This is a genomic window from Mesorhizobium sp. CNPSo 4688 (assembly GCF_057784295.1).
Genome location: NZ_JBWLUY010000015.1, coordinates 13122 through 34568, shown reverse-complemented (window position 1 = coordinate 34568; position 21447 = coordinate 13122). Strand labels below are relative to the sequence as shown.

General features: G+C 61.5%; 19 protein-coding genes, 2 pseudogenes and 1 riboswitch. Of the genes and pseudogenes, 10 read left to right on the top strand and 11 right to left on the bottom strand.

Features of this window, described 5'->3' with window-relative positions:
- Nucleotides 1-24 precede the first annotated feature (24 nt).
- Nucleotides 25-210 (top strand): hypothetical protein, encoded by a 186-nt coding sequence (locus AC04SH_RS25915; RefSeq protein ID WP_488480648.1) that lies wholly within the window; start codon nucleotides 25-27, stop codon nucleotides 208-210.
- Here the strand turns inward: AC04SH_RS25915 and AC04SH_RS25910 are convergent.
- The 10 genes and pseudogenes from AC04SH_RS25910 to AC04SH_RS25865 all read right to left on the bottom strand — a co-directional run.
- Complete coding sequence (locus AC04SH_RS25910; protein WP_488480647.1) at nucleotides 200-1009, bottom strand: hydroxymethylpyrimidine/phosphomethylpyrimidine kinase; 810 nt, start codon at nucleotides 1007-1009, stop codon at nucleotides 200-202. The two genes, AC04SH_RS25915 and AC04SH_RS25910, sit on opposite strands and share 11 nt — an antisense overlap.
- Entirely contained in the window at nucleotides 1000-1605 is a 606-nt protein-coding gene (locus AC04SH_RS25905) for a thiamine phosphate synthase (RefSeq protein ID WP_488480646.1), read from the bottom strand. The genes AC04SH_RS25910 and AC04SH_RS25905 overlap by 10 nt, the downstream gene beginning before the upstream one ends.
- Nucleotides 1602-2375, bottom strand: coding sequence for a thiazole synthase (locus AC04SH_RS25900; RefSeq protein WP_488480645.1), 774 nt, complete (start codon nucleotides 2373-2375; stop codon nucleotides 1602-1604). Before AC04SH_RS25900 ends, AC04SH_RS25905 begins: the two co-directional genes overlap by 4 nt.
- Before the next feature lie 3 nt (nucleotides 2376-2378).
- Nucleotides 2379-2576 carry a sulfur carrier protein ThiS gene (gene thiS / locus AC04SH_RS25895; RefSeq protein ID WP_488480644.1) on the bottom strand — a complete coding sequence of 66 codons (198 nt, stop codon included), beginning with the start codon at nucleotides 2574-2576 and terminating at the stop codon, nucleotides 2379-2381.
- Nucleotides 2545-3540 (bottom strand): glycine oxidase ThiO, encoded by a 996-nt coding sequence (gene thiO, locus AC04SH_RS25890; RefSeq protein ID WP_488480643.1) that lies wholly within the window; start codon nucleotides 3538-3540, stop codon nucleotides 2545-2547. Before thiO ends, thiS begins: the two co-directional genes overlap by 32 nt.
- On the bottom strand, nucleotides 3537-5372 hold the full coding sequence (gene thiC / locus AC04SH_RS25885; RefSeq protein ID WP_488480642.1) for a phosphomethylpyrimidine synthase ThiC: 1836 nt from the start codon (nucleotides 5370-5372) through the stop codon (nucleotides 3537-3539). The genes thiO and thiC overlap by 4 nt, the downstream gene beginning before the upstream one ends.
- Before the next feature lie 103 nt (nucleotides 5373-5475).
- A riboswitch (TPP riboswitch) is annotated at nucleotides 5476-5592 on the bottom strand.
- A gap of 241 nt (nucleotides 5593-5833) precedes the next feature.
- Entirely contained in the window at nucleotides 5834-6571 is a 738-nt protein-coding gene (queE, locus tag AC04SH_RS25880; RefSeq protein WP_488480736.1) for a 7-carboxy-7-deazaguanine synthase QueE, read from the bottom strand.
- Entirely contained in the window at nucleotides 6568-6924 is a 357-nt protein-coding gene (queD, locus tag AC04SH_RS25875) for a 6-carboxytetrahydropterin synthase QueD (RefSeq protein ID WP_488480641.1), read from the bottom strand. The genes queE and queD overlap by 4 nt, the downstream gene beginning before the upstream one ends.
- Nucleotides 6924-7622: a 7-cyano-7-deazaguanine synthase QueC gene (gene queC, locus AC04SH_RS25870; RefSeq protein WP_488480735.1), complete on the bottom strand. Its 699-nt coding sequence runs from the start codon at nucleotides 7620-7622 to the stop codon at nucleotides 6924-6926. Before queC ends, queD begins: the two co-directional genes overlap by 1 nt.
- A 342-nt stretch (nucleotides 7623-7964) precedes the next feature.
- Nucleotides 7965-8084, bottom strand: a pseudogene (locus tag AC04SH_RS25865) (phasin); the annotation flags it as partial.
- Nucleotides 8085-8466: 382 nt separating this feature from the next.
- Between AC04SH_RS25865 and AC04SH_RS25860 the strand changes: the two are divergent.
- Nucleotides 8467-10425, top strand: coding sequence for a putative bifunctional diguanylate cyclase/phosphodiesterase (locus tag AC04SH_RS25860; RefSeq protein ID WP_488480734.1), 1959 nt, complete (start codon nucleotides 8467-8469; stop codon nucleotides 10423-10425).
- Between the two features lie 120 nt (nucleotides 10426-10545).
- Here AC04SH_RS25860 and AC04SH_RS25855 read toward each other — a convergent pair.
- A pseudogene (locus AC04SH_RS25855) lies at nucleotides 10546-10653 on the bottom strand (MucR family transcriptional regulator); the annotation flags it as partial.
- 350 nt (nucleotides 10654-11003) lie between these two features.
- Here AC04SH_RS25855 and AC04SH_RS25850 point away from each other — a divergent pair.
- From AC04SH_RS25850 to AC04SH_RS25815, 8 genes are all read left to right on the top strand, one after another.
- On the top strand, nucleotides 11004-11639 hold the full coding sequence (locus AC04SH_RS25850) for a hypothetical protein (RefSeq protein WP_488577184.1): 636 nt from the start codon (nucleotides 11004-11006) through the stop codon (nucleotides 11637-11639).
- A gap of 484 nt (nucleotides 11640-12123) precedes the next feature.
- Nucleotides 12124-12312, top strand: coding sequence for a hypothetical protein (locus AC04SH_RS25845; protein ID WP_488480639.1), 189 nt, complete (start codon nucleotides 12124-12126; stop codon nucleotides 12310-12312).
- A gap of 181 nt (nucleotides 12313-12493) precedes the next feature.
- Nucleotides 12494-13393: a DUF3991 and toprim domain-containing protein gene (locus AC04SH_RS25840; RefSeq protein ID WP_488480733.1), complete on the top strand. Its 900-nt coding sequence runs from the start codon at nucleotides 12494-12496 to the stop codon at nucleotides 13391-13393.
- A 324-nt stretch (nucleotides 13394-13717) separates the two neighbouring features.
- Nucleotides 13718-14323 carry a DUF1419 domain-containing protein gene (locus AC04SH_RS25835; RefSeq protein ID WP_488480638.1) on the top strand — a complete coding sequence of 202 codons (606 nt, stop codon included), beginning with the start codon at nucleotides 13718-13720 and terminating at the stop codon, nucleotides 14321-14323.
- 10 nt (nucleotides 14324-14333) lie between these two features.
- Nucleotides 14334-14732, top strand: a complete 399-nt coding sequence (locus AC04SH_RS25830) for a DUF3085 domain-containing protein (RefSeq protein ID WP_488480637.1) — start codon at nucleotides 14334-14336, stop codon at nucleotides 14730-14732.
- Between the two features lie 82 nt (nucleotides 14733-14814).
- Nucleotides 14815-19917, top strand: a complete 5103-nt coding sequence (locus AC04SH_RS25825; RefSeq protein WP_488480636.1) for a helicase-related protein — start codon at nucleotides 14815-14817, stop codon at nucleotides 19915-19917.
- Nucleotides 19918-20239: 322 nt separating this feature from the next.
- Nucleotides 20240-20428 (top strand): hypothetical protein, encoded by a 189-nt coding sequence (locus AC04SH_RS25820; RefSeq protein ID WP_488480635.1) that lies wholly within the window; start codon nucleotides 20240-20242, stop codon nucleotides 20426-20428.
- Nucleotides 20429-20848: 420 nt separating this feature from the next.
- Nucleotides 20849-21319 (top strand): Ros/MucR family transcriptional regulator, encoded by a 471-nt coding sequence (locus tag AC04SH_RS25815; protein ID WP_488480634.1) that lies wholly within the window; start codon nucleotides 20849-20851, stop codon nucleotides 21317-21319.
- Nucleotides 21320-21447 lie beyond the last annotated feature (128 nt).

The window sequence follows — 21447 nt, the reverse complement described above, 5'->3', positions numbered from 1 at the left end:
GCGCGAAGGTTAGCCGCTGAGGGAATGCCGCTTGCCCTGTTCGACAAAGATGCTGGAACCCTTGAGGACTTTGCGTCTTCGCTCGAAGGGGAGCACATCACGATGGTAGGCGACGTGGCGGACCGGTCTGCCCTGAAGCAGCTATGCAATGAAGTGTATCACCGCTTCGCAGGCGTCGCGTTGCTCATTGACAACGCAGCTATGGGATGACGGCAAGCTTTAGCGGCGGTAGATGGCTATGCGGACATTCTGCTACAGAACCATTCTTCTGCAGCTTCTCGAAAACAAACAGCTTGCCCTTGCGCACGCTGTCTTCAAGTGGGCTGGCATCGGCCATATGCGCCGCAATCGCACTGGCCAGCATGCACCCCGTCCCGCGCATCGACGCAGCCAGACGCGGTGTGTCGAAGCGGACTGGTTCGTGATCGGAGCGCAACAGAATATCGGTTGATCGTGGTCCCGCTGCATGGCCGCCCTTGATCAGTAGCGCTTGTGGTCCGGCGGCTAGCAAACGCTTTCCCTGCCGCAACGTGTCTTTGTCATCCGAGGCCAAGGCAGAGCCGGTAAGAACCGCCAGCTCGATGAGATTTGGCGTGACGAGACGGCATAGCGGCATCAGATCGCGCATCATAAGGCCGATCGCCCGCGCTTGCAGAAGCTGCCTGCCGGACGAGGCGGCGAGCACCGGGTCGAGAATTGCTGGCACGTGCGGATTTTCGCGCAGAACTCTGGCTACAGCAGGGACGGTCTCAGCCGTCGCCAGCATGCCGATCTTGATCGCCCCTACCTTATTGGCCTGCAGCGCAGCGCGCATTTGATCGGCCACCAGCCTTGGTGACGAACGGTGGATTTCGGTCAGGCCATCGTGCGTCTGCACCGTCAGCGCCGTAATAGCCAGGCAGGCGCGCACGCCAAGGGAAGAAATCGTCTCGATATCGCGTGCTATTCCGGCGCCCCCGCTGGAGTCCGACCCACCGACGACAAGCACATAAGGGTCATTCAGCGCCATTGATCTGTCTTTTTGATCCATTCTCGCGTGCGCGCCTCGGGGTCGTCATTCAGCGTGATGTCGGTGACCACGGCCGCGCTGTCCGCGCCGGCCGCGAAGACGCCGTCGAGCCGGTCAGGATTAAGGCCGCCAATAGCGACCAACGGGATCGGCGCAACCCGGCGCTTCCAGTCGTTGATCCGTTCGACGCCTTGCGGGCCCCATTTCATCGTCTTCAGGATGGTCGGATAAATCGGGCCGAGCGCGATGTAGTCGGGTCCGGCGGCGATAGCCGTTTCCAGTTCGACATCATCATGCGTGCTGAGCCCGAGCCTCACGCCGGCCGCCCGTATCGCCAAGAGGTCGGCGGTCTGCAAATCCTCTTGGCCGAGATGGACGAAGTCGCAGCCTTCCTCGATCGCCAGGCGCCAATGGTCGTTGACGATAAGAAGGCATTGGTGCTCGGCGCATAAAGCCTTCGCTGTCCGGATATCAGTGCGCAATCCGGCCTCATCCATGGTCTTGATCCGAAGCTGAACCAGCCTGACACCGAGCGGCACCAGACGTTCGATCCAGGCAGAGCTGTCGACGATCAGGTAGAAAGGATCGAGCTTCATGAAAACACCGCCCTGCCGATCGTCGGCGTCGACGGCACGGCGAGGTCGCGCGGCTCGAGCATTCCCGAGCTGAAAGCTTCACGACCACCCTCGACCGCCTTGCCGAACGCGCGCGCCATGCCGACCGGATCAGCCGCCTTGGCGACCGCCGTGTTCAGGAGCACGGCGTCAAAGCCGAGTTCCATGACGGTTGCCGCGTGCGACGGCCGTCCGAGCCCCGCATCCACAATCAGCGGGATGCTTGGGAAATGTCCGCGCATCGAGCGCAGCGCCGTGATGTTGACCGGTCCGAGGGCGGAACCGATCGGCGCGCACCACGGCATCAAGACCCTGCAGCCCGCCACCAGCAGCCGCTCGGCGACGACAAGGTCATCGGTGGTATAGGGGAATACATCAAAACCGTCCTCGCTCAGGATTCGGGCGGCTTCGACCAGGCCGAACACGTCTGGCTGCAGCGTGTCATGGTTGCCGATCACTTCGAGCTTGATCCAGTTCGTGCCGAAGACCTCGCGGGCCATTTTCGCGGTGGTGACCGCCTCCTTGACGGAGTGGCAGCCAGCGGTATTGGGCAGGACTTTTACGCCCAGCGAGCGGATCAACGACCAGAATTGTTCGCCAGCCCTGCCGCCTGCCATCTCACGCCGCAACGAGACGGTGACCACCGAGGTGCCCGACGCCTTGACGGCATCGGCAAGGATGGCCGGCGAAGGATATTGAGCGGTGCCAAGAAGCAGGCGCGACTGAAGGGCCGCTCCATAAAGCTCGAGCATGGTTTAGCCTCCCTGCATGGGCGAGAGGATTTCAATCCGGTCGCCGTCGCTCAACTGGAATTCCGCCCGGTTGGCTTTGTGCACCAGGTCGCTGTTGACGGCAGTGGCGAGCCAATCGCCCTCATAGTCGAGCGCGGCAAGCAGCTCCGCCAGCGTGGTTGCGGCAACCTCATGCGCTTCGCCGTTGACGATCAGGTTCATGAGCAAGTTCCTTGTCTTGATTGAAAACCAGGTCGGCAGCCTGGCGCGCCATGGCGGGGGCGAGGAGAAAACCATGGCGATAGAGTCCATTGATCGCGACGGTAGTTCCACGTGCCTCGACGCGCGGCAGGTTGTCGGGGAAGGCTGGACGGACGCCGACACCGGTTTCAACGATCTCGGCCTCGCCAAAGGCCGGATGGAGGGCATAGGCGGCACCCAGCAGCTCCATCATGGAACGCGCCGTGACTGGTCCGGCGGACTGGCTCTCAATCATCGTCGCGCCGATCATGAAACTGTGGTCGGTGCGCGGCACTGCATAGAGCGGAAAGCGCGGATGCAGCAGCCTGATCGGGCGCGACAGCGAGATATCAGCGGTGCGCAGGATCAGCATTTCGCCGCGAACGCCGCGCAGCCTGTCGTTGCCCGTCGCCGTTCCCTTGCAGTCGATCTGATGATCGAAACCGGAAAGCTGATCTGCGTCGGTGCCGAAGCGAAATTCGACGCCCATGGCTGTGAGCTTTCCGTGCAGCGCCACTATCGCCTGGCGTGGGTCGAGATGGGCCTCGCCGGGGAAGAAAAGGCCGCGCCGAAAGCGGCCGGCGAGATCTGGCTCCAGAAGCGCTATTTCGTTTTCATCGACACGCCGGTACCCTGACGTGCGGCTGGCAAACCGGTCGAGTTCGCCCGCGTCGCGCGGGGACGCGACGACCAGTGTTCCGGCCCGTGTCACCTGGCCAGGCGTTGCCGCCTCCCACCAGTCGGCCGCGCCGCGTCCAAGGTCCAGAACCGGCTGCTCGGCGCTTTCACGCTCGCACCATGGCGCCAGCATGCCGCCGGCAAACCACGACGCATTGCCACCGAGGCCATGCCGGGTCTCGACGACCTTGACCGTCGCGCCGCGGGCGGCGAGTTCGAGGGCGGTGGTGAGGCCGGCGACGCCGGCCCCTTTGACCAGCACCCTCATGATGGCGTCTGCACCCTTGCCATGAGTGGTGCACCGGTATTGTCCCCCGGCACATAGAGATCGCCGCCTTCGCGATATTTCGCCGCCATCGCTGCCATGCCTTCCTTCTGCGCCTCGGCGCGGATGTCGTGGGAAATGCGCATGGAGCAGAATTTCGGCCCGCACATCGAGCAGAAATGCGCCAGCTTGTGCGCCTCCTTGGGCAAGGTCTGGTCGTGGAAAGATCGTGCGGTTTCGGGATCGAGCGACAGGTTGAACTGGTCCTCCCAGCGGAACTCGAAGCGCGCGCGGGAAAGGGCATCATCCCTGACTTTCGCCGCCGGATGCCCCTTCGCCAGGTCGGCTGCATGCGCTGCTATCTTGTAGGTGATCACGCCGGTCTTGACATCGTTGCGATCGGGAAGGCCGAGATGCTCCTTCGGCGTGACGTAGCAGAGCATGGCGGTGCCGAACCAGCCGATCATGGCAGCACCAATGCCAGAGGTGATGTGGTCATAGCCGGGCGCGATGTCGGTCGTCAGCGGTCCAAGCGTATAGAAGGGCGCCTCACCGCAGACAGCGAGCTGCTTGTCCATGTTCTGCTTGATCTTGTGCATCGGCACGTGGCCGGGCCCCTCGATCATCACCTGGCAATCCTTCGCCCATGCGATCTGCGTCAGCTCGCCGAGCGTTTCCAGCTCGGCGAATTGCGCGGCATCGTTGGCATCGGCGATGGAGCCGGGGCGAAGGCCGTCGCCGAGCGAGAAGGACACATCGTAGGCGCGGCAGATGTCGCAGATCTCCGCGAAATGCTCGTAGAGGAAGCTTTCCCGGTGATGGTGCAGACACCATTTGGCCATGATCGAGCCGCCGCGCGAGACGATGCCGGTGACCCGGTCAACGGTCAGCGGGACGTAGTGCAGCCGCACGCCGGCGTGGATGGTGAAATAGTCGACGCCCTGTTCGGCCTGTTCGATCAGCGTGTCGCGGTAGACCTCCCAGGTCAGGTCCTCGGCAATGCCGTTGACCTTTTCGAGCGCCTGGTAAAGCGGCACCGTGCCGATCGGCACCGGCGCATTACGCACGATCCATTCGCGGATGTTGTGGATGTTGCGGCCGGTAGACAGGTCCATCACCGTGTCGGCGCCCCAGCGGATGGCCCAGACCATTTTTTCGACCTCGTCGGCCATCGACGAGGTGACGGCGGAATTGCCGATGTTGGCGTTGATCTTGACCAGAAAATTGCGCCCGATGATCATCGGCTCGCTCTCTGGGTGGTTGATGTTGGCTGGAATGATCGCTCGCCCGCGGGCCACTTCGTCGCGCACGAATTCGGACGTGACGAAATCGGGAATAGCGGCGCCGAAGCTTTCGCCGTCGCGCTGCAGCTTGCCGCGCATGATCTCGCGTCCAAGGTTCTCGCGAATGGCGACGAACTCCATTTCGGGCGTAATGATGCCGGCGCGCGCATAGGCGAGCTGTGTCACCGCCTTGCCGGCCTTGGCCCGGAGCGGCCGGTTGCGGACCGGAAATTCCGGCGTCAGGCGCTCGCCCGCCGCAAATCCGTTGTCTTCCGGCCGCACATGACGGCCGTCATAGGCTTCGACATCGCCACGCGCCGTAATCCATTCGTGGCGATGCCGGGCAAGGCCCTTTTCGATGCTGGTTTCGACAGCCGGGTCCGTATAGGGCCCGGATGGGTCGTAGACCGTTACGGGCGGCTCGCCGGCCGTCGGGTGAACAGAGATTTCGCGCATCGGCACTGCGATGTGCGGATGGAGGATACCGGGCTTATGGATTTTGCGGGAGGCAGGCAGCGGTCCCGTCGAAACGGCGGGGGTAAAGGCATTCATTGTGAGGCTCCTTTGCTCATGCATTGGAGACCCAGTTCTGTGCCGGAAGGATGAAAAGACGCTTTTGCGGGCCTGCCGAAACAGGACCTCGGGCGTGAACTCCCGCAAAGCGCTTGCACCGTCCCTACGCCAGTATGAACTGGATCAGGTTCAACGGGTCACTGCGCCGCGAAAGCTAGCAGTATCTCAGCCCCTTGCCGGGACTCCCCTGGTGAATGCGCCGAATTGAACGGGCCGGCGCCAGTTTGTCAAGCGCCTTCGGCCAGCCGTGGTGAGAGGCGACCGATCAAACCCAGGCGGAAAGACGCGCACGTATCGACAGCAAGTCACGCCTGGAGGAGCGGCGGAGCGCCCACGACAGGCGAGCCATCACCCGGATTCGAAACCCTTTTTCAGCACGGCATTTTCGGGGCTTTCTGAAACGGCGTTGCTGCCCGTCATCGGCAATCCCTCCGCGTGGACTAGACGCCCCGTTTGTTTCCCCACAACAGAACATGAAGCTGCGGCAGTACACGCGCCTCGAACCACCTGTCGCGGGTTACCTTTTCGACCAGCCATTCCATGCGTTTCATCACACCAGCCATGTCGATGAGCGCGTCTTCGTGACCGGGAGGCGGCGGCGTGTGATTGCCGGGCTGTAGATAGACGGGCAATTGCGGGTAGCGCGCCGCCGCGTCCTTCGCGTAGGCATAGTCATCGTCATCGAAGACGACGAGCTTGAGCGCCATCTGCGGCTTGTCCAGCGCCGCCTCGACGCAGGCGTCGAACGCGGCCCAATCTGTCGTCATTTCACTTGAGGGCGGCTTGGGGCTGAGCACCAGCACGTCGAGATTAGCGAACCATTGCTTCGGCACCGAACCTTGGGTTTCCAATGCAAAACGGTAGCCCTCGCCATGCCCGCGGTCGATCAGCGGGCCAAGCGGCTGGATAGCCGGATTGCCGCCCGACAGCGATACCATCACGGGCTGACCGCCGGAAAGCGCTATGACCTTTTCCCAAACCGCGTCGGGAGACATCATCTCCCAATCGTGGCGGAAGCGACTGTCCACCGCATGCAGGCTGTCGCACCAGGAACAGCGATAATCGCACCCGCCGGTTCTTACGAACACCGTCGGCAAGCCGATCAGCATGCCTTCGCCCTGAATGGTCGGCCCAAAAATCTCGCTCACGCGGATTTCGGGATGCAAGGGGCAAGTCATGGCCGGTATTCCGCCCAGGTTTTCGGCGTCTCGCTTACCCGCACGGCGGAGGTTTGTGGTAGCCGCACCTTGCACCAGTCGTAGAAGTGCCTGGCCAGACACTCCGCCGTGACACGGTCATGCCCCAGCACGTCGTTAAGATGGCGATGGTCGAACGTCCCATCGATGTAGTGCTTGAGCGAAGCCAGGTCTTGGTAGTCCCGCACAAAGCCATGTTCGTCCAGTTCGCCACCTGAAAGCTCTACTACGACGATGTAGTTGTGGCCGTGTAGACGCGCGCACTGATGATCGTGTGGCAAGGAGGTGAGCTGATGCGAGGCCGAGAAGTGGAACTCTTTGGTAATGCGGAACATCACGCGCTCCTGGTCTGGACAGCGTGGAGCCAGAAGTCCGCGTCCTCATAGTCTGTCGGGTCGGCAATGCCGGCCAGATCGAATGCTTCGCGCCGTTCGACGCATGTCCCGCAGCGACCACAATGACGTTCGCCGCCCTTGTAGCAGGACCAAGTCGCCTCGAACGGTGTTTGGTACTTTGCCCCCTCGCTGACAATGTCGGCCTTCGACATATTCACATACGGAGCGTAAAGGCGGATATCGGCATAGCCTGCGAGCGCATGGTTCTGCATCGTCTGAAACGCGTCGATAAAAGCGGGCCGGCAATCGGGATAGATGAAATGATCTCCGCCATGGACGGCAGTGGCCACCGCATCGGCCTTCTGTGCTGCGGCAACACCGAAGGCGATAGCCAACATGATGGCATTCCTGTTCGGCACCACCGTGATCCTCATGGAGTCTTCGGCATAGTGCCCGTCGGGCACGTCCACATCATCAGTCAGTGCCGAGCCGCTCAGGCTCCGGCCGACATCGCGGATATCGACGATCTGGTGCGGAACACCCAGCCGTTTGGCGCAGATGGAGGCAAAGCCGAGTTCCTTTTTGTGTCTCTGGCCGTAATCGAACGAAAGCAGGCCAATGAGTTTCTGCTCGGTCGCCACCTTGTGCGCGAGCGAAACAGAGTCCAATCCGCCGGAGCAGATGACGAGGGCATTCATGGTTTGAGTCCTTGTTTTGACCGGGTAAGGCTGCGACCGGAGATTTCTCTGCGCTCCCAGTACTCCACGAAGCCGGTTTTGTGAATGGGGTGGAACGCGATTGAGGCGCACGAGGCCGACGTCAATGCGACGCGGTCGGGCACAGATGGAAGAAGCCCGGCGCGAGGTGTCGGTCTTGTCTAATGTGGCCGTAGATGAGGGGCTGACCTTGGGTCTCGGGTCGCCTAAGCAATCAGGCGGCCTTGCGTTCCTTGAACCCCTTCTCAAAGGCATCCTTGAACGGCTTGACTCGATCTGTTTGCGCACGAAAGCAGCCTGCAGTTCGAAGAACTCGGACGGCGACTTCACGGCGACCAGGGCCTCGAGGTGCGTGAAGCTGGCTTCGGCATTGGCTTGCAGAGCGGCAATCATCTTCAGAAGCATGTCGTTGCTGGCGGTCTTGGCTAGTTCAATGGTCGACATGAAAGCCTTTTGAGTCGTTTCGGCGTCCGAACTCAATTTGGAAAATACTTCCTTCGACTGCTCAAGGCTCTGGTTGGCGACAGCGCGAACTTGCTCGACAGCCTGGACGGGTCTAAGGCAGAGGATTCGACGGTTTTTGAGCGTTTCAGTCTTTCCGGAGATCTTGGACACTGTTTCATCCTTTTGCCAGTGGCGACCGCAAAGCAAAGCCGCCTCTTCATCTACGAAATCGCGGCAACGCGGCATTACGGGTCGGCGCGAAAGGTCCGGCGGGCGCTCGATCTGGGTTGCCAAATTTTGTGGTTGAAATTTACTTTCACCTAATTGTTCGGTAGGGGATCAACACGCAGCGACTACTCTAGAGCGGGGGAGTGAAAGAGTGATGCAGCGTCTGTCTGCCGCAAGGCTCGGGGACCTTCTGGCCGGCGACCTGCGGGCTTTTGGCGGGCCCTCGACGATCGAACCACTTGCCGGCCGCATCAGGGCGGAGCAGGTCAGTATCGTGCTTCGCAACACGCTTCTTGGCATGGTTGCGAATATACTCAATGCGGCCACACTCGTTATGGCGGTTTGGGGCTCGCCCGACCAAACGAAAGCCATCCTCTGGGCGAGTGTGATCATCGTCGCCGCTGGTTTCGTCGGCCTAAGAGCGAGATCATCGTTTCTATCGGTCAAACCTAGATCAGTGTCTCGCCGCACAACGCAAAACCTGGTGCGGAACGCCTTCCTGTTCGGCACTTGGTGGGGAGCACTTCCCATTCTGTTCTTCAGCGGGGCAACAAGTGCCGCCCAAGTCGTCATTACCTGTCTGAGCGCCGGGATGATCGCAGGCGGTGCCGCTTCCTTTTACACGATTCCTATTGCGGCCATCGCGTATACACTGCCGATCTTCGTCGGTTCGGCGGTCGCGATTGTGTGGCTGGATGGCGCCGTCAATCTGCCCGTCGCAATCCTGTTAGTGAGTTACGCCATCACGCTGTTTCGTGCAGTGCTTGCTCACGCATCCGAATTTACCCAAAGCTTCATTCTGCAAGCCGAAAGCGAAAATGCCATTCGCATGGATGTTCTAACCAGTCTCCCAAACCGGTTCAGCTTCAATGAGCGGCTCGGGAACGCGTTGGTAGACGCAAAGCAGTTTAACCAGCACTTTGCGTTGCTTTTGTTCGATCTTAGCAATTTTGACGAGGTGAATGATCACTTTGGCCGGGCAATGGCGGATGCCGTTTTGGTCGAAGCGGCTGCGAGACTTCGCAAATCGACACGGGAGAGCGATGGCATTGCCAGGTTGGAGGGTGGCGAATTCGCAATAATCGCTGCGCGCGATATCAGGCCAGATCAAATCAGGTCCTTGGCCAAACAGATCATAGATGCCATGCGGGCCCCCTTCTTGATCGAAGGGCGCGAAATATATTGCAGGGCCTCTATCGGCATCGCTCTGGCGCCTACTGACGGTTTGGATGCCCACCAGCTCCTGCGATGCGTCGACACCGCGCTACACAGGGCCAAGACGCGCGGGGCGAGCTCCATCCAGTTTTTCAGCGCAAACGACGATGAAGCTGCTGCAAGGCGCCATGCCCTTGAACGCGATCTGGCATCTGCGCTCGCCAACGACCAGCTTTGGCTCGCATTTCAACCTTTTCTCGACCTCGGGAGCGATCGCATCCGAGGTTTTGAAGCGCTGCTGCGGTGGCAGCATCCGACCCTCGGCGCGATCCCTCCGTCGGAGTTCATTCCTATCGCTGAAGAAACCGGATTGATTCACGGCATCGGAATTTGGGCGGCCAAGACGGCTTGCTTGGCCGCGGCACAATGGCCGCGCGACTTGCGGGTGTCCGTCAATTTGTCGGCAGTGCAGCTTAAGGACAAGGGCTTGCTGGATGGAATTGTGATTGCCTTGGCTGAAGCTGGTTTGGAGCCGCGAAGACTGGAGGTCGAGATTACAGAATCGGTGCTGATTTCCGATTTTGAAGACGCTATTTCATTGTTGCAATCGTTGAGATTTCTATCCGTCACAGTTGCCCTTGACGATTTCGGCACTGGCTTTTCATCGCTGACGTATCTTCGCAAATTGCCTCTTTCGCGGCTCAAGATCGACCGATCTTTTGTCCAGGATATGCTTACCGATGCGGACTGCGCCGCGATTGTGAGATCACTGATCGAATTGGCGCACGAGCTTCGAATTGAGGTAACGGCCGAAGGCGTCGAAACTCCCGAACAGCTCGAATATCTTCGCCGCGTCAGATGTGACGAAGCTCAAGGCTATTTAATCGGGAAACCTGTCCTGATTGACGACATTCTTTGCATTGCTGCGAAGCCGTTTGGTCAGCAGCTAAATACATGAATGACAGGGCTGGCATTTTCCCGGCGATGGTCTGGTTTTTTCTCGTGTGCCAACCGAGACGAGGTGAGGCAACGGACGCCGCCCAACCTCCTCGCTGGATCCGCTTCGTCGGCGACGGCGTTTCGGCTTTTTCGGTTTGCGCCCGAGCCCCATGCTCCGGGCCAACGCCAAGCGCGCAGCGCCGCCATTCGACGCAACCATAGGGTAATCTGCTGGCAGACTCCATTTGACGATTTTCGTCCGCTATAGGGCTGCCCCTCCCGGCGTCGTGCACAAGTTGGGCGGCTCGCCGTGGCGGTCACGTGACCGAGTCAGAATTGGCTTTAGCGCTTCAACGGTGACTTAGGCGCATCCGGTCGGCGGTCGACAACGATTATGGTATCGCCGGAATGTTTCTTGTTCACATGGCCGCCGTCGCCCGCAAGGTCAGAAAAGGAGTTCCCTGATTATCCTGTCAGTTGGTGGTTTTCGCAGCAACGTACGCACCGGGCCATGACGTGGCTCTTTGGGCCCTCCAAGCGCCGATTTGGACAGTTAGGGTTTGCAGGGGCGCGAACCACCGGATTACGAACGCGATGATGCTGGAAAAACTGCGCGCCTGTTGGGGGTTTAGCCCCACCGGCGATAGGAACGTCGCTCTGGTCGAAGGCTTTCTGAAGGGCAAGCGCTTCGCCGACCTGGCGCAGGAACATGGCTTATCCACAACGAGGCTGCGCCAAATCATCGAGAGGGCCGATCGGTTCGTGGGCGGCGGCATCCTGACCAAGGCTGAACCGAACAAGACCTCGCCTCGATCCGATTTCATGGTTGACTATCCCTATGTGTGGAACCTGGCCCGGACGAGCCAGCTAGGTCCCAGCACGCTTCAACATTTCTTCAAGGAGTTGGAACGCGCGGGATCGCTGGAGCGTCTGGTTGACAAGATGAAGCGGTTGCCGGGCCGCGCACGGACAACGCGCGAGCTGACACGCCTCGTGTGGCTAAAAGAAAAGGGCGAAAGCCCATGGCCTGCAATGAAGCGATCAAGCATAGCGATCGTGGAACCAAGCTGCCCGGGTGACCATCCGGACCGCGACCTTCAATGCCAGCTCGCCTTGGAACCGGTCCTCCAGCAGTTGGTTCACCGCGCAGCGGAATCCGGCTGGACCGAGGACGAGATAGCCTACGCGCTCGCCGGCGCTCGCCTCAAGGGACAGCTGCCGAGCGGGTCGTGATTTGATCAGCATACAGGGACCTCGATACGCAGCATCTGCAGCTCCTTTACCGCAAAACCCAGGCGACAACGCTATCGGCGGTCAGCCAGATCAGGCTCGACGTTGCCTCTCATCGGCCATGGTGTTGCCCGGATGGGGTTCCTTGTGCGGACGCCACCATCGTGGCGGCATCGTCGGCAAAGGAAGAACGGTTTTTCGCCTGGCCGTTGACGAAGCCAGCATAAGTCAGCCGCGAGTGCCGAAGGCATCAATCCGCGAGGGTTCGTGGCGAGTGACGTAGCTCCTGTGCAGGGCCCATTTCCCGCTCTTTCGGCTTAACTCCCTTGTTCCAGCCCGGACCTTGCCGATCAACCCGCTGCGGGGTCGGACTACGCGAGCGTGCCGTCGCTCACGGCTTCGCCATCGCGATGATCGCGGTCCCGGCTGGACCCGACGGGCGCCTGTCGAGCGGGGAATGGTCCCCGCGAATACGGGAGCCAAACACATGTCGCACGAACTCAGCCTCGCTCAGAGCCACGCCTGGAACCTCGCTCGCACCCTGATGACACCGGTCATCCTGTTCAGGGTCGATGACAACGAATACGGCGTTCTTCCTGCTGACGACCTCGACGGCGACGAAGTCGACGCGATCGCCGAATACTGCCCATACACAGGAGGGCGGCCGGTTCATTGAACCGGTCCCCCCGGCCGCGGCGTGCCGCTTGCGAGCGGCAGGCCGCAAGGGAGGCTGCGCCGCGGCAAAAGCCGCGCCCTTGCGCCCTTTGCTCTTCGCGGCGGTTGCGAGGTGTTCCGCCAATTGTGCGGAAGAAATTGACTTGAAGAAAGGCCGGCCGGAAGGCTGCCGGGAGAGAAAAATGGAAAAGACGGATATAGAAGCGCTGCGCGGCCGGGTCGGCTGTGCCGCGGTGCTGGAGAGCGGCGGCTTCACGGTCGACTCCAAGGAAAGCACGCGCAAAGCGGTCAAATACCGTCGTGGCGACGATATCATCATCGTCATCCATGACGGCAAGGGATGGTTCGACCCGTTGTCGGATCGAAAGGGCGATGTCTATTCGCTGGTGCAGCATCTGGACGGCGGCAATTTCCTGGAAGCCCTCTTCGAGGTAGCCTCGCTTGCGGGGTTCGTGCCGAGCGAGCCGGCATGGAAACGACAGTCTTGGAAGACCGGACCCGACCAGGCGGTTCCGAAGCGATGGGCGGCCCGACGCAAGCCGTGGCGCGGCTCGGCGACCTGGCGCTATCTGCGCGACGAGCGGCGCATTCCCGAACAGGTCATCGCGACTGCGATCGCTCAGAACGTTCTGAGGGAAGGCCCGCGCGGCAGCATGTGGGCCGCCCACAGCGACGCGGCCGGTCTCGTCACCGGCTGGGAGGAGCGCGGGCCGCAATGGCGTGGCTTTGCGGCCGGAGGCGGCAAGGTGTTGTTCCGGTTGGGGTCGGTGACAGCCACCCGGGTCTGCGTCAGCGAAGCTGCGATCGATGCCATGAGTCTGGCCGCGCTCGAACGGATCCGGCGCGACACGCTGTATGCCAGCACCGGCGGTGGCTGGTCCCCGGCGACGGACAAAGCGCTTCGCCAGTTGGCGGGGAGGCCGAACACGCGCCTTGTAGCGGCCACCGACGCCAACCCGCAGGGCGAGGCATTCGTGTCGAGGCTGCGTGAGCTTGCCGGCGAGCTCGCCTGTGACTTTGAGCGGCTGAAGCCGCGCGCCGAAGACTGGAACGCGATGCTGCAGGACGCGGCATCCGCATGACGGCGCCGATCACTCAACCGCGGTGCAGGATTGAAGATCGCCGGCCATAGTCATGTCGGCTCGAAAGGGTGCACACGTTGCCATGACAGCCGGTTCGCACCGCCCAAGTTGGGGAGGGCAAGAAGGGAGAAAAGGAAAGGACACCCGGCTGCCGCATGCCCGCCGGTCGCGTGCAAGGGTGAAGCTTCGCCCGGCTGCGCCGGCCCTTGACCCGCCCGGACGGAGAGGCGGCCGCAGGGGAGGGGTCATGAAGGGCTGAAGATGATGGGCATCCACGAGGGTGCTGCGCGCTCAGGCCCGACGAGGCTGTGAAGGAGCCCGCAAATGAACCCCCTTTTTCCCAATCGTAAAGTCTATCAGGGCATCGCCGACCGCCGGCAGATGTTTCGCATGTTCGATCGCCATGCGCAGCGCCCAAACCGGGATCACGGCGATGCCGGATCTCTTTATAGCGGGGAGTGGTTTGAACTAGGCCGCGGCGAGCACGACTACATGCTGGAGATCCTGCCACCGCTGTGGATGCGTGGCGAGATGTTCGCGCTGCGCGAGTTCCTTACCGACAGCATCACCAGCGTCTTCTACACGCTGCGCATCGACGGCAAAATGCGTTACTTCCATGCCTATTGCGACCTGAATGTCTCGCGGTCGCCTGCCGAAATGCGCGATGCCATCGTCGAGCGCGAGTCCTGGCCGGTGAAGGCGATGACGCGCGAAGAGCGGCTGGAGCATATCTGGAGCGCCACGCACGACGAGTATCGCGGCTATGCCGGGGACCGCTGGCTGCCGGAGCATCGCGGCAAGCGCACGGTGCTCTGCTATGGCGGCCGGCAGGGCGCCATGCCGAAGTTGCTCGACGAGCTCACCGATGATGAGATCGCGGCGAAGCTGCCGGTGCATCTGCGCCACCTTCCCGCCGCCGTTGCCGCGTGAGGGGGAAGCGATGTTCACTTTTCCCATTCTTGCAGTTCGCAAGGTCGTCGAGCGCGGAAAAACCGATGCCGCCAACAACGGCGGTTTTCGCAATCCCTATTATGGCCTCAAGCCCGGCCAGGGCGAGATCCCCGGCCTATGGCTGGTTGGTGACGAGGGCGTGTATGTGCTTTCGAACGGCAAGCTCGCCGAAGGCCAGAAGGCACTCATTTGCTATTCCGAAGAATGCCACCCGATCGGCAACCCCGACTGGTTTCACTACAAGCAGCGCCATTTCGGCGGTGACGACGGCATCGAATTCATCGACGCCGAGCAACTGATCCCGCTGTTCGATCGCAACCTGCGCTGCACGCACCTGCGCGTGGAACTCACCGAGACCGAAGTCTCGCTCTCGCTGATCGCCCGCTAACCCCAGCAAACCTGCCAGCTCTTTCAGCGGACGTGAACGCCGTCCGCGTGATCGTGCTCGCCTCAAATCCAAGGAGATTTCCATGGCTCATGACGACCCCTTTACCATCGACCTGTTCGGCAGCACGGCCATTTCTTCCGGACTTGGCCTTGGCGTCACGGCCTTCGCGGCTGACTTCGGGCCGGGCGATGAAGATGATCCCGATTCTTCCACGCCTTCGCCGGTCACGCCGGCGGTTGCAGCCATGCAACCGACGTCGAAACCTGGGCGGGCTCATGGACTGAACTTTCATCTTGCCGGCGACCGCGGGCTGGCACGTGGCTGGAAGGATCGAGCCCGGGACAACATCGCTTCGATCAGGCTCGCCGCCGAGATCGAGGCCGACGCGCGTCCTGCCACGCGGGAGGAGCAGGAGCGGTTGATCCGGTTCACCGGCTTTGGCGCGTCTGACCTTGCCAATGGTGTCTTCCGCCGTCCCGGCGAGCTCGGATTCCGTAAGGGATGGGACGACATCGGCTCGGACCTGGAAGATGCCGTCGGTGAGATCGACTATGCCTCGCTCGCGCGCTGCACCCAGTATGCCCATTTCACGCCTGAGTTCATCATTCGGGCGATCTGGTCAGGCCTCCAGCGTCTCGGGTGGCGCGGCGGTCGGGTTCTTGAACCTGGTGTTGGAACAGGCCTGTTTCCGGCGCTGATGCCGCAGTCCCTGCGCGGCGTCTCCCAAGTCACCGGGATCGAGCTCGATCCCGTCACCGCGCGTATCGCGCGGCTGTTACAGCCGCAAGCGCGGATCATAGCCGGCGATTTCGCCCGCACCGACCTGCCGTCACATTTCGATCTTGCGATCGGCAATCCGCCGTTTTCGGATCGAAGGGTGCGCTCCGATCGGGCGTATCGGTCGATGGCATTGCGGCTGCATGACTATTTTATCGCGCGCTCCGTCGACCTGTTGAAGCCGGCGGCATTCGCCGCCTTCGTCACCAGCTGCGGCACGCTTGATAAGGCGGACACGACCGCCCGCGAGCATATCGCGAAGTCGACGGACCTGATCGCCGCCATCCGCTTGCCTCAGGGCAGTTTCCGGGCTGACGCCGGCACGGATGTCGTGGTCGACATCCTGTTCTTCCGCAAGCGCAGGATCGGCGAGCCAGAGGGCGACCTGTCATGGCTCGACACCGAAGAAGTTCGGGCCGCGACCGCGGATGAGGGCGCGATCCGCGTAAACCGCTGGTTCGCGCGCCACCCTGATTTCGTGCTCGGCACGCATGCCACGATCTCGGGGCCTTACGGCGAGGCCTATTCCTGCCTGCCCCATCCCGGCGTCGATCTGGAGCGAGCACTCACCGCAGCGATCTCCCTCCTTCCGGAAGCCATTTACAACGGCGAGCCGGCCAAGATTGATCATGAGATTGCTCATGACGCCGAGGACAGCGCCGATGCCGTCGATGCCCGGCCGCAAGGCGACGGCGTGCGCGAGGGCAGTTTCTTCGTCGCGAAAAATGCCGCCCTGGCGCAGATGATCGATGGCGCTGCCGTCACCATCACCGTGCGCAACGCCCGGGCGGGCGAAGGCGTGCCCGAAAAGAACGCGCGGATCATCCGCAAATTGATCCCCATCCGTGATGCCGTGCGTGAAGTCCTGAAGGCGCAGGAGTTCGACCGGCCCTGGAAGCCGGCCCAGGTCAGGCTGCGCATCGCCTGGTCGAATTTTGTGCGCGCCTTCGGCCCCATCAACACGACCGTCGTTTCCACCAGCGAGGACACCGAGACCGGCGAGGTCCGCGAAGTGCATCGCCGGCCGAACCTCCAGCCCTTCCTTGACGATCCCGATTGCTGGCTGGTGGCTTCCATCGAAGACTACGATCTTGAGACCAATACCGCCCGGCCGGGTCCGATTTTCACCGAGCGCGTCATCGCGCCGCCAGCAGCACCCATCATCACAAGTGCCGCCGATGCGCTTGCCGTCGTGCTCAACGAACGCGGCCATGTTGATATCGATCACATCGCCGAGCTGCTGCACGCCGATGCCGAAGCAGTCATCGCCGAACTCGGCGCCGCCATCTACCGCGATCCTGAGACCGGTTCCTGGCAAGCGGCCGACGCCTATCTCTCCGGCCAGGTCCGCGACAAGCTCAAGGCCGCACAAGCCGCCGCCGCCCTCGACCCCGTCTTCGAACGCAATGTCGGTGCCTTGGTCGAGGTTCAGCCGGCCGATCTTCGCCCTTCCGACATTACCGCGCGTCTTGGCGCACCATGGATTCCCGCCGCCGATGTTGCCGCCTTCGTCACGCAGACGATGGGCGCCGAGATCAGGATCCATCATATGCCGGAGCTGGCATCGTGGACGGTTGAAGCGCGGCAATTGGGATGGATGGCGGCCGGCACGTCCGAATGGGGCACCGATCGCCGTCATGCCGGCGAGCTCCTGGCCGACGCGCTGAACAGCCGGGTGCCGCAGATCTTCGATACGGTGAAGGAGGGCCAGGCTGAAAAGCGCGTGCTCAATGTCGTGGACACGGAAGCCGCCAAGGAAAAGCTGCAGAAGATCAAGACCGCTTTCCAGAACTGGGTCTGGTCCGATCCCGACCGGACCGACCGGCTGGCACGGGTCTATAATGACCGCTTCAACAACATCGCGCCCCGAAGATTCAACGGCGATCACCTGCAACTTCCAGGCGCCTCCGGCGCCTTTTCTCTTTATCGGCACCAGAAGCGCGGGATCTGGCGCATCGTGTCGGCCGGCTCGACCTACCTCGCCCACGCCGTCGGCGCCGGCAAGACCATGACGATTGCCGCGGGCGTCATGGAGCAGCGCCGGCTTGGCCTGATCGCCAAGGCCATGTTGGTCGTTCCCGGCCATTGCCTTGCACAGATGGCCCGCGAATTTCTGGCGCTCTACCCGACCGCCCGCATCCTCGTCGCCGATGAGACGAATTTTTCTTTAGCCAAGCGACATCGCTTCCTGTCGCGTGCGGCGACCGCCGCTTGGGACGCGATCATCATCACGCACAGCGCCTTCCGCTTCATCGGGGTGCCGTCGGCATTCGAGCAACAGATGATCCACGACGAACTGGAACTCTACGAGACGCTGCTGACCAAGGTCGAGGGCGACGACCGCGTCTCGCGCAAGCGTCTCGAGCGGCTCAAGGAGGGGCTGAAGGAACGGCTGGAGGCGCTGGCGACCCGCAAGGACGACCTGCTCACCATCTCCGAGATCGGCGTCGACCAGATCATCGTCGATGAAGCCCAGGAGTTCAGGAAGCTCAGCTTCGCCACCAACATGTCGACGCTCAAGGGCGTCGATCCGAACGGCTCGCAGCGGGCCTGGGACCTTTATGTCAAATCCCGGTTCGTGGAGACGAAGAATCCAGGCCGGGCGCTGGTGCTGGCCTCCGGCACACCGATCACCAACACGCTTGGCGAGATGTTCTCGGTGCAGCGCTATCTCGGTTACCAGGCGCTGCTTCAGCGCGGCCTGCACGAGTTCGACGCCTGGGCTTCGACCTTCGGCGACGTCACGACTGAACTCGAATTGCAGCCATCCGGCAAATACAAGCCGGTGACCCGCTTCGCCACCTTCGTCAACGTGCCGGAGCTGATCGCAATGTTCCGCTCCTTCGCGGATGTGGTGATGCCGCAAGACCTTCGCGAATATGTGAAGGTGCCGGCGCTTTCGACCGGAGCGCGTCAGATCATCACCGCCAAGCCGTCCGCGGCCTTCAAGCGCTACCAGATGGTGCTCGACGCCCGCATCAAGGCCATCGAGGAACGTGACCGCCCGGCGGAGCCTGGTGACGACATCCTGCTCTCGATTATCACCGATGGCCGGCACGCTGCTATCGACCTGCGCCTGGTCGATCCGGACAATGACAATGAGCCGGACAACAAGCTCAACGACCTGATCGGCAATGCCTTCCGTATCTGGCAAGAAACGGCGCAAAGCACCTATCTCCGCGCCGACGGCAAGCCGTTCGAACTCGCGGGCGCAGCGCAGATGATCTTCTCCGATCTCGGCACGATCAGCGTCGAGAAAACCAGAGGCTTTTCGGCTTATCGCTGGATTCGCGACGAGTTGGTGCGCAGGGGCGTTCCGGCATCGGAAATTGCCTTCATGCAGGATTTCAAGAAGGCGGAGGCCAAGCAGCGCCTGTTCGGTGATGTGCGGGCCGGAAAAATCCGGTTCCTGATCGGCTCCTCCGACACGATGGGCACCGGCGTCAACGCGCAGCTCCGCCTCAAGGCGCTGCATCATCTTGATGTGCCGTGGCTTCCCTCCCAGATCGAGCAGCGTGAAGGTCGTATCCTGCGGCAGGGCAATCAGCACGATGTCATCGACATCTTCGCCTACGCCACGGAAGGATCGATGGACGCCCAGATGTGGCAGAACAACGAGCGCAAGGCCCGGTTCATCGCGGCAGCCCTTTCTGGAGACACGTCCATTCGGCGGCTGGAGGATATCGGTGAGGGGCAGGCCAGCCAGTTCGCGTTTGCCAAAGCGATCGCCTCGGGCGATCCGCGTCTGATGCAAAAGGCAGGTCTGGAGGCAGACATTGCCCGCTTGGAGCGCCTTCGCGCGGCCCACATTGATGATGAGCACGCCGTTCGGCGGCAGATCCGCGATGCCGAGCGCGATATCGAATACGCGACCAGCCGCATCGGCGAGGTTGGCAAGGATATCGCGCGCCTCGTGCCGACGACCGGCGATGGGTTCAGCATGGTGGTCCGTGGCGACGCGTTCACGCAGCGCAAACTCGCCGGTCGCGCTTTGATGAAGGAAATCCTGACCCTCGTGCAGAACAGGCAAGAAGGCCAAACCACCATCGCCTTTATCGGCGGGTTTGATTTCAGATATTCCGGCGAGCGCTTCGGCAAGGACGGCTACCGCTATGCCAGCATGCTGATGCGCACCGGCGCCGATCATGAAATCGAGATGCCGGTGACCACCACGCCGCTTGGCGCCGTCGCCCGGCTCGAGCATGCCTTGGCTGGCTTCGAGGGCGAGCAGGTACAATACCGCCAGCGTCTTGAGGATGCCGAGCGCCGGCTCACCTCCTATCGCTCGCGTCAGGGCGGCGAGTTCGCATTCTCGGGTGAACTGGCTGAGAAGCGCCGGCAGCTTGCGGACATCGAGACCGATCTTGCGGCTTCGATTGATGGCCAGGATCCGCGTTCAGCCGCATAGCAAGTTCGATACAGGGCCGATCATTGTCAGCCATGACTGGCGGCAAAGGTAAAGGCCGCTCGGGTGCAGGCGATGCAGGAGGCGCCCCGAACTGCTTACCCATGTTGATGCCACGCTTCTGTAATTCTCGGCTCCGACCAGCCAGACCACATGACGTAACGTCAAAAATCAGCTAACTGGATCATTGCGGCGGACCTGATTGGACCGTCCGGCCGGCGTCTGCCAGAGCCCCCCGCAAAAGCAGGCGCCGGCCTTTTAGCGCTTGAAAGGCGAGCAGTCATATCGTTTCGTCTTGTCCCCATCCAGACACGAGGCAGTTGCGATGGACGACACCAAAGCCGGCGCAAACGACACGTCCGTTGAGATAGTCGAGGCCATGGGCGAGTGGTTCGTCCGTGTTGTTGGGGGCGGGGAAGAACTTACCCGATCATTCGTCCTGGAATCGCTCGCCCTTGCCTTCGCGGAAGGCCAGCGGATACGCCTGGGCCTTAAGGACTTCAAGCGGATCTGACCCGACTTCCGCTTTCGCACCATAGCCGCCTAAATTCAGTTTGATATTGATCCGTTGTGCGACGGCCCTATGTCGTGCCGATCAACTTCCGTTCTTTACAATCAGACGGCAGGACTAAAGTCTTGCAGCATGCAAGCAAAGGTCTGACGTAACCGCTTTGGTTCCTTACTTGTCCGTTGGACGTTCCGTTATTTTAGCTAATCGGCATATAATAGATCGGTCACTTAGATGGCTGATAGGTCGTCAGCTTTATTGGTCTACGGCCTACTGCGGCCAAAAAGAAAGCATCAATTTCGGCATGGCTGCCGCCCAGCACCGCAAAGCCGGCCGCCATCATTGGCTTAGAATAGATCAGGTCCGGTTGCGTACTGGACATTGCTCAAATAGAGATGGGACAAATCAGACAAAAGGACCGACACATTGACAGAAGAATCCGACCACCTCCCCGCCGAACTAGCCGAGCTTACTGCGGAGATTGTATCCGCCTACGTAAGTAAGAACCCTATACCGGCTACCGGCCTGCCTGAACTGATCGCATCCGTGCACAAGTCTCTGTCCGGGCTTGGTACGCCGATCGCGCCTGTGGTTGAGCCGCAAACTCCCGCAGTCAACCCGAAGAAGTCGGTGACGCCAGACTTCATTATCTGTCTCGAAGACGGCAAGAAGTTCAAATCCCTGAAGCGTCACCTTAGCACGGACTTCGGGCTGACGCCGGACGCCTATCGCGAGAAGTGGGGCTTGCCGCGCGATTATCCGATGACGGCTCCGAATTACGCCGCTCAGCGCTCGCAACTGGCAAAGTCCATTGGGCTTGGGCGCAAGGCTGAACCCGTCGCACCAGCCAAGAAGGCACCTGCGAAGCGGAAAGCCAAAGTGTCCGCCACCACCTGACGCTACGCAACGACTTACCTATGTCAAGGCGCGGCGGATACCAATCCCGCCCGTTGCCGGCGCCATGCGGACAAGCTTCAGCGAGGGCGCCGGCCTTTGTTCTCAGCGTGGCGGAACTCGCCGGGCGA